Origin of the sequence: Duncaniella muris, from assembly GCF_003024805.1 — a bacterium.
Classification (GTDB): Bacteria; Bacteroidota; Bacteroidia; order Bacteroidales; family Muribaculaceae; genus Duncaniella; species Duncaniella muris.
Map to the genome: position 1 here is coordinate 1 of NZ_PUEC01000025.1, position 16,266 is coordinate 16,266.

The 16,266-nt window shown below is 49.3% G+C and carries 12 protein-coding genes, 1 tRNA gene and 1 pseudogene; 10 read left to right on the forward strand and 4 right to left on the reverse strand.

Annotated features, from left to right (window positions below; translation table 11 throughout):
• The 6 genes and pseudogenes from C5O23_RS14710 to C5O23_RS10530 all read left to right on the forward strand — a co-directional run.
• A pseudogene (locus C5O23_RS14710) lies at window positions 1–136 on the forward strand (IS30 family transposase); the annotation flags it as partial.
• A gap of 109 nt (window positions 137–245) precedes the next feature.
• Window positions 246–318: transfer RNA gene (locus C5O23_RS10510), tRNA-Gly, on the forward strand.
• Between the two features lie 135 nt (window positions 319–453).
• Window positions 454–1,602 (forward strand): glycosyltransferase, encoded by a 1,149-nt coding sequence (locus C5O23_RS10515; RefSeq protein ID WP_161553594.1) that lies wholly within the window; start codon window positions 454–456, stop codon window positions 1,600–1,602.
• 14 nt (window positions 1,603–1,616) lie between these two features.
• Complete coding sequence (locus C5O23_RS10520; protein ID WP_107032904.1) at window positions 1,617–3,173, forward strand: lipopolysaccharide biosynthesis protein; 1,557 nt, start codon at window positions 1,617–1,619, stop codon at window positions 3,171–3,173.
• A 53-nt stretch (window positions 3,174–3,226) separates the two neighbouring features.
• Entirely contained in the window at window positions 3,227–3,997 is a 771-nt protein-coding gene (locus C5O23_RS10525; protein ID WP_153062496.1) for an acyltransferase, read from the forward strand.
• Window positions 3,998–4,001: 4 nt separating this feature from the next.
• Window positions 4,002–5,015, forward strand: coding sequence for a glycosyltransferase family 2 protein (locus C5O23_RS10530; protein WP_161553595.1), 1,014 nt, complete (start codon window positions 4,002–4,004; stop codon window positions 5,013–5,015).
• 29 nt (window positions 5,016–5,044) lie between these two features.
• Here the strand turns inward: C5O23_RS10530 and C5O23_RS10535 are convergent, their stop codons facing one another.
• Complete coding sequence (locus C5O23_RS10535; protein ID WP_240597792.1) at window positions 5,045–5,473, reverse strand: MmcQ/YjbR family DNA-binding protein; 429 nt, start codon at window positions 5,471–5,473, stop codon at window positions 5,045–5,047.
• A gap of 65 nt (window positions 5,474–5,538) precedes the next feature.
• Between C5O23_RS10535 and C5O23_RS10540 the strand changes: the two genes are divergently transcribed.
• Entirely contained in the window at window positions 5,539–6,894 is a 1,356-nt protein-coding gene (locus tag C5O23_RS10540; protein ID WP_107032907.1) for a sodium-dependent transporter, read from the forward strand.
• A 181-nt stretch (window positions 6,895–7,075) separates the two neighbouring features.
• Window positions 7,076–9,124, forward strand: a complete 2,049-nt coding sequence (locus C5O23_RS10545) for an alpha amylase C-terminal domain-containing protein (RefSeq protein WP_107032908.1) — start codon at window positions 7,076–7,078, stop codon at window positions 9,122–9,124.
• Window positions 9,125–9,247: 123 nt separating this feature from the next.
• Here the strand turns inward: C5O23_RS10545 and C5O23_RS10550 are convergent, their stop codons facing one another.
• Complete coding sequence (locus C5O23_RS10550) at window positions 9,248–10,819, reverse strand: glycoside hydrolase family 28 protein (protein WP_107032909.1); 1,572 nt, start codon at window positions 10,817–10,819, stop codon at window positions 9,248–9,250.
• Between the two features lie 241 nt (window positions 10,820–11,060).
• On the opposite strand from C5O23_RS10550, the gene C5O23_RS10555 reads away from it, so the two are divergent.
• Window positions 11,061–11,612, forward strand: coding sequence for a YhcH/YjgK/YiaL family protein (locus C5O23_RS10555; RefSeq protein ID WP_107032910.1), 552 nt, complete (start codon window positions 11,061–11,063; stop codon window positions 11,610–11,612).
• A 52-nt stretch (window positions 11,613–11,664) separates the two neighbouring features.
• On the forward strand, window positions 11,665–13,260 hold the full coding sequence (locus C5O23_RS10560) for a glycosyltransferase family 39 protein (protein WP_107032911.1): 1,596 nt from the start codon (window positions 11,665–11,667) through the stop codon (window positions 13,258–13,260).
• Between the two features lie 49 nt (window positions 13,261–13,309).
• Here C5O23_RS10560 and C5O23_RS10565 read toward each other — a convergent pair whose 3' ends face one another.
• Complete coding sequence (locus tag C5O23_RS10565; protein ID WP_107032912.1) at window positions 13,310–14,695, reverse strand: DEAD/DEAH box helicase; 1,386 nt, start codon at window positions 14,693–14,695, stop codon at window positions 13,310–13,312.
• Between the two features lie 153 nt (window positions 14,696–14,848).
• Entirely contained in the window at window positions 14,849–16,111 is a 1,263-nt protein-coding gene (locus C5O23_RS10570; RefSeq protein ID WP_133166550.1) for a hypothetical protein, read from the reverse strand.
• Window positions 16,112–16,266: the final 155 nt, after the last annotated feature.

Below are 16,266 nucleotides of genomic sequence, written 5' to 3' on the forward strand. Positions count from 1 at the left end.
TTTCAATGATTTCACTGACCTATACATCAAGAATGTCGCAAAGAAACTAAACCTCAGACCACGGAAAAAACTCGGTTTTTCAAACCCGAAAACCGAGTTCTTCAAACAAATCGCTAATTTTGCACTTGCCAGTTGAACCTGCGCAATTGTGAAAATAAAAGAAAAGGCGCAATAAAAGGGATGGAATATTTCATGGATTCGGAAAAAACACTTATTTTTGCATCCGTAAAAACGCGATATGTAATGCGGCAGTAGCTCAGTTGGTAGAGCATCAGCTTCCCAAGCTGAGGGTCGCGAGTTCGAGCCTCGTTTGCCGCTCCGAAAGAAAACAGGCAGTCGGCTTATAGCCAGACTGCCTGTTTTCTTCTATAATTTTAGGATGACTAATGAATGTCCGGAAGTTTCACCAGAGTCAGTGAAAAGAGCATTTTTTCCGAGCCTGAAAGACCGTGCATGAAAAATAAACTTCTCATAATACAGTATTCTCTTGCCGGCGGAGGTGCCGAAAAGGTGTTGTGTGACATTTTGAATCGCATTGATTATGACCGCTTTGACGTTACACTGCTGTTGTTTCAGAAATATGGAGTTTATCTTTCTGCAGTACCGGAGAGCGTAAGGATAAAGGTGTTTGATCCGGCGCAGATGGCTTTCGGATGGAAACTGCTGTTCAACCGATGGACGGCAAAGCTGGTTCCTTCAGGACTATGGACACGGCTTAAACTGTATAAAGCCTTGGGACTATGCGGGAAATATGACTGTATAGTATCGTTTATGGAGGGCTGGAGTGTGGCTGTCCATTCGAAACTGCGTTCAAGGGCGCGCCGGAATGTCACATGGGTGCATATAGATATGCTTGCCAATCATTATTCCTCCGGATTTTTTAAGAATGATGCAGCTGAAACGGAGGCCTATGACCGGATGGATGAAATTGTTTTCGTCTCAAAGCAGGCCCGCGAGGCTTTCTTTAAACTTTTTGCCAGGGAATATCCGGCAAGAGTTATATACAACCTGATTGAGAAGGACGATATAATAAGGAAAAGTTCTGAATCATGTCCGGTTGAAAAAAGGCGTAAGTATGTTCTGTGCAATGTGGGACGGCTTGCTCCGCAGAAGCGTCAGGACAGACTGATTAGGGTTGTTGCCCGGCTGTGGCATGATTACGGACTTGATGTTGAGGCCTGGATTGTAGGAGAAGGAGAACTTGAGGCAGATCTGCGCAGACTGGCAAAGGACCTGAAAGTCGATGATCGGATTATCTTCTGCGGTTTTCAGACCAATCCATACCCTCTTGTGAAAAATGCCGATATCTTCGTGCTCACATCGGATGCCGAAGGGCTTCCGGTAGTAGTATCCGAGGCTCTCTGTCTTGGAAAATCTATTGTGGCCACGCGGATAACCGGACCGACAGAACTGCTTGCGGAAGATGCCGGTTTGTTGACCTCAATGGATGAAAAGGAGATTGCGCTCAAGATAAAGGCTCTGTTGGATGACTGCGCTCTTCGCAGTCATTATGAGGCAATGGCCCGTCGGCGTTCAGAAATTTTCTGCCCTGACAAGTCGATAGAGCAGATCTATGCTGTCATAAGTGGTGAAAATTCATAGCCGGAAGTTGCAAAATGGCAGTAAAGAGTTTAGGAAATGAACGGTCGGCCCGCAGGCAGATGGCGGTGAATATGCTGTCAGGGGTCTGTGTGTTTACTCTCAATCTCTGTGTGTCATTTTTTTTGACACCGTTTATAGTTGAAAAACTTGGTACAGATGCCTATGGCTACATCGGACTTTCGAATAATATAATAGGTTACAGCAGTCTGCTTACAATAGCTGTCAATTCAATGGCCGGACGTTTCATCACGGTTAAGGTTCATGAAGGAGAGTCGGAGGATGCCAATAAGTACATGTCGTCAATTTTCTATATCAATCTGCTGCTTTCGGCGATAATACTTCTGGCTTTGGCTGTGGTGACTGCGTTTTTGCCGGAGCTGATCAATATTCCGGAAGCGCTTGTCGGTGACGTTCAGGCTCTTTTTGCGATGCTTGGAGTTTCGTCTGTGCTTGGACTGATGACCGGGGTTATCTCTGTCGGCGCATTTATTAGAAACCGACTTGATATCACTAATATCAGAAATGTTGTAGGCAGTTTCATCAGGGTTATATTGATGCTCTTGTTATTCGGGCTTTTCGTGCCTCACCTTTGGTATATCGGACTGACAGTGATAGTGATGGATGTCTATATCATAGGCTCGAATTATTATTTTTACCGTTTGCTGACACCGGAGCTGCATGTCAAGTGGAAATATTTTGATTTCAAGTATGTAAAGGAGGTCACTGCGGCAGGTGCATGGAATCTTATTTCCCGTTTGAGCGAGATGCTGTCAAGAGGATTTGATCTTCTTTTGGCAAATCTGTTCATCAATGCGAATGCGATGGGCATATTGTCGATCACCCAGATTATCCCTATGATGATTCTTGGCTTTTTCAGTATGCTGTCAGGCAATTTCGCTCCGGAGTTCACACGTCTTTATGCTATTAAAGATTTTAACGGACTGAAAGCAGAACTTCTCCGGGCGGTGAGAGTGACCGGTTTTTTCAGTTGCATACCGTTAAGCCTGCTTTTTGCCTACGGAGATATGTTTTTTAAACTGTGGTTACCGACTGAGGATGCGGCATTATTATACAGATTGTCATGTTTAGGCTCTTTGGGTATGATATTCGCGATACCTCAGGAGCCGTTATGGGCGATATTTACTATTACAAATAAAGTCAAAAAATCTTCAATCAATCTGTTTCTTAATTCGATAGCTATTTTTGCTACAGTGTTGCTGATTATGTTGGTTTGCACTGACGATATTACTAAATTGTTTGTTTTGGCTTCAGTCAGAACTTTTTATGGCAGTATTAGGGTTACAACGTTTTTGCCGATATACGGCGCTGTCTGCCTGGGGCTAAGCAAATGGTGCTTTTTCCCTGTGATTATAAAAAACGCTATTAACATAGGCGTAGTGACAGCAGCTTCAATTTTGTTCAAAATATTTTTCCTTGATGTTTCATGGATCGGCATTTTGGCAGGATGTGTTTTTACAACTGCTATCGGGATTGGTGTGTCAACGGTTGTATTATTGACGCACAGCGATAGGAAATATTTAGTTACTCGAATAAAAGATAGAATCGGATGAGTTCTGTGTGGTTAAAAATAGGCATAAGGCTTAAAATGTATGCTGCGAGGTATATGAAATGGCGCTCAACCCCATTTCTTAGCCTATGGCGGACGTTGGTTGTGAATTTTTATTTTTTACCTTTCCGGCAGGCAAAAAAGTTGCCGATATATGTTTATGGAGGTTTGAAAATTACAAAATTTATCGGATGTATGGAGATTGTATGTCAGGCAGCAGAAATGAGTCGAGGGATGATCAGGATAAATGCGCCTTCGGAAGCTCCCGGACTTGGGGAGGGGAATACGGAAATAGTTTTGGGGCATGGTAAAATTATTTTTGAGGGACAAGCATTTATTGGACGTGGCTCAAAACTCCTGTTGTGGGGTGGAGGAGTGCTGCGGATTGGCAATAATGCGTTCATAAGTAATGGTGTGATGATCTCATGTTCGGAGTCTATATGTTTAGGCCATAATTTAAGAATGGGACATCAATGCCAGATAATGGATACGAACTTCCATTATACCTATAATACGGATAAGCGAAAGGTCAGAAGAAATAATTCGTCAATTGTATTAGGGCATCATTGTTGGATTGGCTCACGGTCATCAATAATGAAAGGTGTCGAGTTGCCGGCATATACTACTGTCGCATCAAATTCATTGGTGAATAGCAATATCACAAGTCAAGAACGGACTCTTATCGGAGGTTTGCCTGCTAAATTGCTCAAAGATAGTTTTTCACGAGTGTTCAATTTCGAACAGGAATGTAAGATCGCAGAGTTCTTTTCAAAGAATCCATCTGCAAAAGAGTATATTCTGACAGAATCTCTTGACCAATATGACTGATCAGATGAAAATATCTATAATTGTTCCGGTTTACAATGTGGAGAGATACATAGAGGAGTGTCTGAAGTCTGTGATGGAACAGAATTTCGGAGGGGCCTTGGAGTGCATTGTCGTGGACGATTGCGGAAGTGACAGCTCGATGGCTGTGGTGGAGCGTCTGACAGGTGCATATACCGGGCCGATAGAATTCCGTATTATAAGCCATGATAGAAACCGCGGGCTTTCTGCCGCGCGAAACAGTGGCATACGTGCTGCCTCAGGCGATTATGTCTCGTTTCTTGACAGTGATGACCGTCTGCTCCCCGGTGCGATTGCCGCAATGGCAGTTGTGGCAGAAAAATTTTCAGGTGTTGATATTGTCCAGGGTGACATGTGGCTTAAGAATCCGACCCGTTTCATGGATTTTCTGTGTGTGTCGCCAGTGCTGTTTCCTGAATATAGCGATGACCGGGCGTGGTGCTCGCGGAGTCTGCTGACTGAAATTCCGATGACTGCATGTGGCAAACTGATACGCCGGGAATTCATAACAGGTAATGATCTTTATTTCTGTGAAGGGCTTCTGCATGAGGACGACATGTGGCGCGTCTGTGCGGCACGTCAGGTCAGGTCTGTGGCATTCTGTTTCACCCCGGTCTATTTCTACCGTAATGACAACGCAGATTCAATCATCCATCGGAAAGACAAGACGCTGAGTTTTGTCAGCCGACTGAAAATCATAGGTAATATGGTGGACGGATTCGGGCAGTCGGACTATAGGGGCGAATGCCGGTATCTTTTTGATGCCTTGCAGTTTGCAGGCAAGGCCCAGGTGTGGGAGTGTATAGGCGACAAGGCTCTTGCGGGAGCGGAACTGAGGCGGCTTGACCGGATGGCCCGCAAATCAAGGCTTCCGGGCTTGTTCAGATTCATGATCCGCTATATGACGCTTCCGGTGCGGATCGGTGACAGCATGTTTGTGCGCCCGTTCTATCTCAGTTTCATCAACCGTTCGTTCAACAAGCTGATGGCGGAGGGGTAGTAGAGCCGGAGATTGGCTGAAACAATGGGTCAGAGATCTTTGCGGGCATTGTGGTCATCGAGAAAGGCTGCGATGTCAGGGTTGGCGTTGAGAAAACGGCGTGAGAATTTGCGGATTACTTCTGAGTAGCTGTGGATGATCAGTGATTTCACCATTTCCTCGCTTAGCGAGCCGGAGAGATCGAGCTGGTTCCAGTATTTTTTGTTCCAGTGCCAGGCAGGCTGGATTTCAGGATAGCGCTCGCGCAGTTCAATTGCATAGACCGGATCACATTTGAGGGTGAAATAGTTGTCGCGGGCAAAACCATAGCAGGCGAAGATCCTGTCGCAGACACGAAACAGCAGATAGTCTTCACCGAAAGCCATGTCTTCGCTTGTGTGGGGCAGTGAAAGGCAGAAAAGTCGGATTGATTCGATGTCGGTCATGGCTGTAATGTCAATGAATGTATAATGGAGCACAAATTTACGAAAATTGCTTATCTTTGCACGTTCTAATATTGCAAATACACAATCAGAATATACATATGACAGAAAAAAGAGCGCAGTTCGCAACGCGTCTCGGTGTGATCGCAACCACCGTCGGTTCGGCTGTGGGACTTGGTAATATATGGCGTTTCCCTTATGAAGCCGGAGTTCATGGCGGAGGAGCATTCCTTCTCATCGATCTGTTTTTTGTTTTTGTGGTCGGGATTCCGGTGGTCTGTGCCGAGTTTATCATCGGACGCCACACGGGGCTGAATGTGCGCGGTGCATTCAAGGCGCTTGCTCCGAAAAGGGCCTGGGGAGTGGTCGGCTACATGGGGCTGCTCTCTTCGATTCTGATTCTGAGTTTCTATTCGGTTGTGGCCGGATGGACTATGAAATACATAGCTCTGTCACTGTCTGATTTTGACGGGATAAACACTGTCGAGGGGCTGCACGGGCAGTTTGACCGGTTTGCCTCGTCTGACTGGAGTCCGCTTGTGTGCACTCTGCTTTTTCTGCTGGCCAATTATCTGATTCTTGCCCGCGGAGTGCAGAAAGGAATCGAGCGGATGTCAAACATCATGATGCCGTTGCTGTTTGTGATCCTTGCCGTGTTCTGTGTCAACTCGCTGATGATGCCCGGAGCGGCCGACGGTCTGAAATTTCTTTTCAGCCCTGACTTCTCGCAGGTTACCCCCTCAGTTATGATCGAGGCTATGGGGCAGGCATTCTTTTCGCTGAGTCTCGGTCTCGGTTGTCTGATCACGTATTCAAGCTATTTCAGAAAGGAGACACCTCTGCTGCGCACGGCGGGTACAATGGCTGCTCTTGACACTCTGGTGGCCATTCTGGCCGGTGTGATAATCTTCCCGGCGGTCTTCACTTTCGGTCTTCAGCCTGAGGCCGGTCCGCGTCTGGTGTTCGAGATCCTGCCGTCTGTGTTCTGCCGGATGCCCGGCACCATGCTCTGGTCCACGCTCTTCTTTGTGCTGCTGTTTGTGGCATCCCTGTCATCGACAATATCAATGAGCGAAATCTGCATATCCTATCTGACAGATGAGCTGGGCATGTCGCGCCGCAAGGCCACCGTTATCAATATAGCGGTCGCAATGGTGCTTGGTTCGCTCTGCGCGCTGTCATTCGGATCGCTTTCCGGGTGGAAGATATTCGGCATGACACTGTTCAATCTTTTTGACTATGTATCGTCCAACATACTCCTGCCGCTCGGCGGTCTGCTGATCTCTCTGTTTGTCGGGTGGGTGCTCGACCGCGCGGTGGTGCGCCGTGAACTCAGCCCTGACGGCACGCGCCGCGGACTGCTCGGAGCGCGGATTGTGGTTTTCTGCCTGCGCTACATCGCGCCCGTCTGCATAGCCACGGTGTTTGTTTTCGGACTTGGAATAGTCAGCCTCTGAGACTTCCTGTTTTCGGGCTTAGGATTCCCGCAGGATTCTTGGAGTGCCAGAGCGTTCTTTTTGCCATACATATGCCTGCGGATTGAAAAATTATTCTTAAGTTTGTGGAAACAAAACTCAGGGATTCAGGTTTAACCCTATGGGCACACACAAATGCCTCCCCTCTAATCATCAGTTACCAATGAAAAAAAAGACTCTCAACATCATCAAGAACGATCCCTGGCTTGAGCCCTATAGCGCCGCGATCATAGGCCGTCATGAAGACGCTCTGCGCAAGGAGCAGGAACTATGTGGTCCTGACGGCAAACTCGACTCATTTGCCAACGCCCACAATTATTTCGGACTACATCGTCAGGCTGACGGCAGCTGGGTGTTCCGCGAATGGGCTCCGAATGCAACCGGGATCACTCTTGTCGGTGACTTTTCCAAGTGGAAACAACTGAAGAAATATGCCCTGAAGCCGAAAGCCAACGGCGTGTGGGAACTCAAACTGAAACCCGACGCAATGAGTCACGGCGATTACTACAAGATGATCGTCAGCTGGGACGGCGGAAGCGGCGAACGCATTCCCGCATATGCCACAAGGGTAGTGCAGGACGAGACAACCCATCTGTTCTCAGCGCAGGTCTGGGCTCCTGAGGCCTATAAGTGGAAGGTGAAGCGCTTCCGCCCCGACACCCGTCCGCTTCTCATCTATGAATGCCATATCGGCATGGCGCAGGAGAAGGAGGGAATAGGCACATATGTGGAATTCCGCGACAAGATACTGCCGCGTATTGCGGCCGACGGATATAACGCCATCCAGATCATGGCCATACAGGAGCATCCCTACTATGGGTCTTTCGGCTATCATGTGTCGAGCTTCTATGCTCCCTCAAGCCGTTTCGGTACTCCTGAAGAGCTGAAGAGCCTGATAGACCGAGCCCATGAACTCGGCATTGCCGTGATTATGGACATTGTCCACTCTCACGCAGTCAAAAATGAAGTGGAAGGCCTCGGACGCCTTGACGGCAGCTATGACCAGTACTTCTACGGCGATGGCCGCCGCGAGCATCCGGCATGGGATTCGCTTTGTTTCGACTATGGCAAAAACGATGTGATCAACTTCCTGCTGTCAAACTGCAAATACTGGCTTCAGGAGTTCCGCTTTGACGGTTTCCGCTTTGACGGGGTTACCTCGATGCTCTATTACAGCCACGGTCTCGGCCAGGCATTCGGAAGCTATGACGACTATTATGACGGCGGCGAGGACACCAATGCCATCACATATCTGACTCTTGCCAACAAGCTGATTCATGAGATAAATCCCCATGCCATAACGATTGCCGAGGAAATGAGCGGTATGCCCGGTCTGGCTGTGCCTGTCAAGGACGGCGGCATAGGGTTTGACTACCGTATGGCTATGGGTATTCCCGATTACTGGATCAAGACTCTCAAGGAGAAGAAGGACGAGGACTGGCATCCGACTTCGATATTCTGGGAACTGACCAACCGCCGTGCCGATGAAAAGACAATCTCTTATGTAGAGAGCCACGACCAGGCTCTTGTCGGAGACAAAACCGTGATTTTCCGCCTGATCGACAAGGAGATGTACTGGCACATGATGAAGGATGACGACAATATGGCAGTGGCCCGCGGCATGGCTCTCCACAAGATGATTCGCCTTGTGACCGCCTCGACCATCAACGGCGGTTACCTTAACTTCATGGGTAATGAGTTCGGTCATCCGGAATGGATAGACTTTCCGCGCGAAGGCAACGGCTGGAGCTACAAGTATGCCCGCCGCCAGTGGGATCTCGTAGACCGCAAGGAACTGAAATATGATCAGCTTAACAATTTCGACAACGCTATGATCCATCTGATCTCCGGAGTCTATAATTTCCAGTCGCTCCCGGTGGTCAAACTCTGGGAGAAGGACGATGACCAGGTGCTTGCCTATATGCGCGGTGATCTTGTGTTTGTCTTCAACTTCAATCCGGTCAAGGCATTCACCGGCTACGGTGTTCTTGCGCCTGCCGGAGAGTATGAGGTGGTGCTGTCGACCGATAGTGCCGATTTCGGTGGCTACGGCAATATTGACGAGAGTGTCCGTCATCTGACTCAGACCGATCCGCTGTTTGCTCCGTCAGGACGTGAATGGCTGCGCCTCTATATGCCGCCTCGCTCGGCTCAGGTGCTCCGCCTTCTCCGTCCGGAACCGAAGAAACCGAAAAGGACACCGAAGAAGTAACTGCTTTACGGACTGCGCCGGCAGTTTCGGGATAAGATAAGCCGGGCGGCGCTGATCCAGTTGATATCATATGGATCAGCGCCGCCTTGATGTATTGGAGCGTGAATTGTTCAGACGGGGGGCTTACTTCACTTTTACGTTTTTGTTCTTGCCGGTGTAGAGAATTTTTTCCTCTGCCGGGGAGGTGAACTTACAGTCGGTCAGAGTGGCGTTGCTGCAGTTGTTGATGGTCATGGCAGCGCCAGAAGCCGAGGTGATGTCTACGTTGTCAAACACAATTCCTGTCGATTCAGACAGCAGGCCGCTTTTCTGCGCGGTGAATATCGAGTTGCTGACCTTGATGTTTTCGATAGGCATTTCCGGAAGACCGTTGAACTTGACGGGAATTCCGGAGTTGAACGAGCTGACGCGGGTGATGGTGATGTCGCGGAACTGTGGTGTAGTCTCGTCGACCGGCGGGATGGTTTTTGGAGCGTTTTTCACCCAGTAGTAGAGGTCGAAAAGCAGAGCTTCGCCAACGATGTCGAGCATGTTGATGTTGTCAATGAAGATGTTTTTGACCACACCGCCGCGTCCGCGTGTGCTCTTGAATCGCAGACCGACATCGGTGCCTATAAACTGGCAGTCAGACACGGCCACATTGTTGACTCCGCCTGACATCTCGCTGCCGACCACGAATCCGCCGTGGCCCTGGAATACCCGGCAGTCCTTGACAATGACATTTTCAGTCGGTATGCCGCGGCGGCGTCCGTCTTCGTCCTTGCCGGACTTGATGCAGATGGCATCGTCACCCACATCGAGAGTCGAACGGTAGATGATCACGTTTTTGCATGATTCCACGTCAAGCCCGTCGCCGTTCTGGGCATATTCGGGATTCTTGATGTAGACACCGTCAATTATAAGATTCTCGCACATCAGCGGGTGGAGGTTCCAGGCAGGAGAATTCTGAAACAGCACTCCCTGGAGATAAACGTTCTTGCAGTTGACGAGCTTTACCATCACCGGACGGATGAAACGCTTTATGGCCTCGGCCTCCTCTTTGGTCATGGCTTTGAGTTTGGCTATGCCGTCTTCGCATTCGCGTATTTTCTCACCGTCGATATAGTCCTGCGAGGGATACCAGACGTTGTCGTTCACAAGGATTCCGCCAGACTTGATCTTGCGTCGCCACTGTGGAGGTGTCATCTGGTCACGTTTCACCTGACGCCATGCCGCGCCATTGCCGTCGATCACGCCGTCGCCTGTGATGGCGACGTTTTCGAGATCTTCGCCATAGATCGGAGATATTGCCCGATAGGCTTCATAGCCCTCGTAGACGGTATAAATTGCCGGATACAAGTCCGGGTCCGGGGAAAAGAGTATCAGAGCGCCGCCATCGAGGTGCAGGTTGATGTTTGACTTCATGGCTATCGGGCCGGTCATCCATATTCCGGCAGGTACATTCAGAGTACCGCCACCTTTGGCTGCAAGAGCGTCGATAGCATTGGCAAAGGCCTCGGTGTTGAGGGTTTTGCCATCGGCCACTGCGCCGAAATCCGTGAGGCTTACGGTGTTTGCCGGAAACACGGGTTTGTCGATGACGGGCATGTCAAACGGAAGACCGTCATAGAGATGAGCATAACTTGAAAGGGTAGAGGCATTGACGGCAACAGACGCAGCCATACAGAGCCCAAGCAAAACAGAGGTAAGTTTCATGGAAATCAGAGAAGGTGGTTGGTCAAAAGATAGTTGTTCTGAAAAATGATGATAAACGCCTCCATCCGGAGACTCCGGCAAAATTACGAAAAAATAGTCGCTTCACCAAGTGGCCGGCTTGTGGATAGAGGAGTTATTTGCAATTGTCGGCTGCAATAACTACTTTTGCATAAGGAAAAATCAGGGTTTATAAGTAACTAAGAACTCACATACAGATAATCAAAATCATACCTAAAGAACCATGACAAATGAAAATCTTATGACTGCTGCCGAGGCGCAGCAGTGGGTCGAGAGCCGCGAGTGGGCCAACGGATGGTCCGTAAATGCTGACAAGAGCATTGATGCTCTCGAATTCGCCAATCAGTATCACCGCAACAAGGCTCTATGGGACAAGCTTTTCAAGTTTCTTGCCGAGACTGATCCGATGACTCTCGAAGCCGGAAAGAAGATTGTGCTTGAGGAGGCCCGTCTGTGGATCAATGTGCTCGAATATACTCCGAAGTCTGCTGAGGAAACCAAGATCGAGTCTCACCGCAATTTTATCGACCTGCAGTACATTTATGAGGGCAACGAACTGATGGGTTTGGCCGGAAAAGTGACCCCGATCAATGAGTATGACCCAGTGAAGGACCGCACTAACTATTCTACCGATGAGGAGATTGTCTATTCTCCTGCTCCTGCCGACCGCTTTTTCCTCTATTTCCCGAAAGACATGCACCAGCCGTCGGTGCGTTCGGTTGAAAATCCCGGCATCTCGCGCAAACTCGTGGGCAAGATCGAATATGCCAAATAAGAGGCTGTCTTTTTGCGGTTTCTGAAATTCAGTCATTCTGACTCCAAAAATAATGCAGATCAAGATGACCCGTCAGCGGGTGTTGCTGATTTCTCTATTGTCAGTCATTTGTGGGCTTGTACTGCCCTATGTGGCGCTTGGAGATTATGTCTATTGGACCGATGAAGCTTATCAGGCCCTGTCGGTCAGAAATTATTCTGATGCGCCGATCGGGATGCTTGCGTTTTACATCGGCAATCTGTGGACGCGTCTGGCCGGCGACGGCCTCTATCAGTTGCGGTTGCTGATGGTCATCTGTTATCAGATATCAATAGCGGCGTCTTGTCTTTTCCTGTATAGGAAGACAGGACAGCCGCTTTTATCTTCGCTGCTGTTTCTGATGTTGTGTGTGGCGGCGCGTTTCGTATCGTTGCCTCTCTATGGATGGGATGCGGGTGCCTATCCGTTCATGACGGCATTTGCTATAGGCTTGCTGTGGTATATGGGGCGTCCGGGTTTAAGGCGGATTGCGGCCGTAGGTGCGCTCTCGGCGCTGATGGTGTTGAGCCGGGCGTCTACGCTTGCTGCACTGCCGGCGATTCTGGTGCTGATCATATGGGGCAGCCGAGATGAAAGGAGGCGCTTAGTGACTGTCGTGAAGCAGTCGGCGGTGGGGCTCATTGTCTTTGCGGCTGTTGGATGTGGTGTCATCCTGCTGATGACCGGAGGCGATTTCAGTGTTTATGTCAGAGCGTGGTCACCTGACAATATCATAAACCGCCATTTTGAGACTGGCTATCTGATATGGCGGTTGCAGGAATGCAGCCGAAACGTCTTTGTGGCCTATTATCCTATGGCACTGTGCTTTGCCGGAGCGTGTCTGGTGGGCTTGATGAAGCGCAGCCGGCTTGCCGGTTTCTGGACGGTCTCGGCGGTCTGCGCGTTTCTGTCGTTCAACTTCATGAGGATGTATCTCAAAGATGACATCCATCCTTTCGGGTTGCTACAGAGTTTTTACATACTGGTCTTAGTGTTGCCGTGGCTCTATAATGCCACTCATGACAGCAGGCTGCGGCCGGAAGTGGCGCGTATGACGGTGGTTACAGGCTGTGTCATGCTTGCCACAGTCGGGTCTGACGGTTTTGTAGAGAGGCCTATGGTGCTCACGGGCATTCCGCTGCTGTGTGCGCTGATGGATAAGCGGCTTTACAGTCTGTTGATTTCCTATACTGGGGTCGCCCTGGTGTCAGTGCTGGCCATGACTTTATATGTGCAGCGGGAAAATCTTAAGACTTCTACTGCGGATCTTGGCGGATTCGGCCATCTTGCCGGGCTGAGTGCCGATCCGGAGCTTACAGACATATTGACACTGACTGAAATCGCTCCGCGGATCGAGGCGATAGCCGACAAGGGAGGCCAATATGCCGTAGTGGGGACAGAACGCTATATCTATGACTATATCTATAAGGACACAACTTCCTACAACCTGCATCATTTCCACTATCTCGATGGAGAAGATGAGCTGGGAATACTCCTGGAGCTGTGCGTGGCATATGATTACATATTCCTTCTCTCAGGACGAAACAAGAGTTCGGCATCCATGCTCAAGGCTTGCGGTTTCGAGGTGGAGTGTGAAGGATGCGGATTTACGCTGTATCATAGAATGTGACCGACGGAACGACATCACGCGTGAATGTCCTCTGAGAGGCCGTTTTGATTCAGCTTTGGGCCGGCGTGGAGCTGTTTTTGGAACTGTTTGATCCGTTTGCGCCTCCCGAAGTTTTCTTCCGGCTGTGGTTCTGATGGTTCTTGCGGGAGTTGCGTTTGTTGCTGTTGCTAATGCTGTTATTATTACTCTTGTCGTTGTTGCTGTTATTGCCTTTGCGCCCTTTGCCCCCTGAGCGGGATGGTTTGCGGTTGCGGCGGTCTCCACGGCTGCTCTGACGGCGTGAGGGGGTGTATTCCGGTGCTTCGCCAAGTTCGGCCGGCACTGTTTCCTTGCGCACTTCATAGCCAAGGAAATTTTCTATCTGGCCGAATTTCGACTGCTCTTTGGCAGAGACAAGGGTGACGGCTTTTCCGTCGGCATTGGCGCGGGCGGTACGGCCGATACGGTGGACGTAGTCTTCGGCTTCGCGTGGCACGTCGTAGTTGACCACCATTGCGATGTCGTCGATGTCGATGCCTCGCGCTACGATGTCAGTGGCTACAAGCACATCGATTTTGCCGGCTCTGAAGTCAAGCAGCACTTCTTCGCGGACATTCTGATCGAGATCCGAGTGCATCTCTCCGGTTTTTACCTTGCAGCGGCGCAGTTCGCGGGCGAGTTCCTTGACTTTGATTTTCGAGGATGAGAATATGATGACTCGCTGAGAGTGGGCTGTGCGGAAGAGGTGCTTGAGTATGCCTGTCTTCTGGCCTTCATGGCAGACGAATGCCGACTGGTCTATTTTTTCGGTCGGGCGGGAGACAGCTATCTTGACTTCGGCCGGATCGTTGAGTATGGCTTTGGCCAGCTGCTGGATTTTCGGTGGCATTGTTGCGGAAAACATCAGGGTCTGGCGATCTTTTGGCAGATGCTTGACAATCTGCATGATATCATCATAAAACCCCATGTCGAGCATGCGGTCGGCTTCGTCGAGGATGAAATAGGAGACGCGCGAGAGATCTACATAGCCCATCTGCAGGTGGGCGAGGAGGCGTCCGGGAGTCGCTATCACCACATCGGCTCCCATTTTTAGTCCGCGTTGCTGCTGGGCAAATCCGGCTCCGTCGGTTCCGCCGTAGATGGCCACGCTGTTGACTGGGACGTAGTAGGCGAAGCCTTCCATCTGGCGATCGATCTGCTGGGCGAGTTCGCGGGTGGGCGACATCACGATGCAGTTTACATAGTCTTTTGCTTCGGGCATGTCGGCCAGGCGGTCGATGACGGGGAGCAGATAGGCGGCGGTTTTTCCGGTGCCGGTCTGGGCTACGGCTATTAGGTCGCGGCCTTTAAGGATCACGGGGATAGCCTGTTCCTGGATTGGGGTGCACTCGTCGAAACGCATTGCATCGAGTGCGTCAAGTATATCGTAGCTCAGATCAAGCTCGTCAAATTTCATATAAGGGGAGTGATATTATATATTATAATGTGGTAATGATTGCTTCGTGGATACAAAATTACCAAAATTGCTATAAAAAAACAAATCGGTGACCTCGGAGCGAGGTCACCGATCTGCTATTGGTTGAGTCGATTTAAATCGTGACGATAAGTATTAGCGTACAACGATTTTGCTGACCTTAGAACCCTGGCGGCGGATCACGATCTGGCCGGCTGCGGGTTCGCTGAGGCGGATGCCCTGGAGGTTGTAGTATTCAACGGGGGCATTTTCGTCAGCAGAGTCGGTAACGATGCTGTCGATGCCTGACTGGTCGTCTGAAACGAAAGGAATGTCTTTTTCAAGTTTGAAGAATTCAGGATACTTTTCTTTTTCGCCCCAAGCAGAAGTTGCGGCATCCCATTTGTAGAAATCGCCACCGATCATGAGGGTGAGGTTGTAAACTTTCTGGTTTGTGCCATTAATTGATTTTGTATCAACAACGAGCTGGCTGTTGAAGCCGGGCCAGAATGTTACATTTTCAAGTTTGCCAAAGTTTGCACCGTCTTTTTTGATGATAACAGAGCCTGTGAAATTCTCAATTGCACATCCGGTGTTGGCATCGCCTTCGCCAAGACCGCTTACAGCAACAGAGTTGAATACGGTGCCGGTCATGTCGGGGTCTTTGTTAGGATCTGCCTGTTCGAACTTGATTACGATGTTTGCTTTGCTGCCAAGGAAGTCAGAGAGTGTGACAGTTTTGTTGGCTTTGTCAAATTCGAAGGGAGTTACAATTTCGTCAAATGACTGACCATATGTTGCAGCTCCATTGCCTTTCATTGCGAAGGTTTCGCCTTCAGCGGGATCTTCGCTGCTGCCGTTCATGAAATCATTGAGTTCTTCAAGAGTGTAACCTTTGGCAATTGCATAGATGGCGTTATTGTTGTCGCACCATACATAAACTTTACCAGTGGTGGGATTTACACCGCTAAGACACGCTTTGCTGCCGGCATCAGCTGCGAGTTTTGCGAATGCTGTGCTTGTGTCATTTTTAGTGGTAGTTGCGGCATTGCTCAGATATGTTCCACGGGGGTCACCTGAAGAAGATCCATGAGTGAAGAAAACGAGGATGGGTTCATTGGCATCTGCTTCGAATTCGAACACACGCGACATGGTTTTGTTGCTTTGGAATACTGAAGCTCCACCCAGTTTAATACGTGCATCGAATGAGAAAGAATAGTTTTCAACATTAACAGTCGCTCCAGCGGCATAATCGCTCTTTGGATCACCATAAAATGTAAGGCCATTGTAGGTGTAAGTGGTTGCCGTATTGACGGCCGGATTAGCCTCTTTGATGTCGGACATGGTCCAAAGGGTCTTTTCAGCACTTGCGCTTAAGGTTATAGCAACTGCTGCCAGTGAGAGTAGAGTTTTTTTCATACGCAAAAAAAAGTTTTAATTTGGCCTGGTACAAGGCCGATTGGTTATTAGTAAGGTGAAAAATATTGTCTGTTTTCGAGATTGCAGATCCGAATGTTCAGACTGAATTTGTCCACTGATTTTTTTTGAAAAATCTTGACAAAGATAGTGATTTT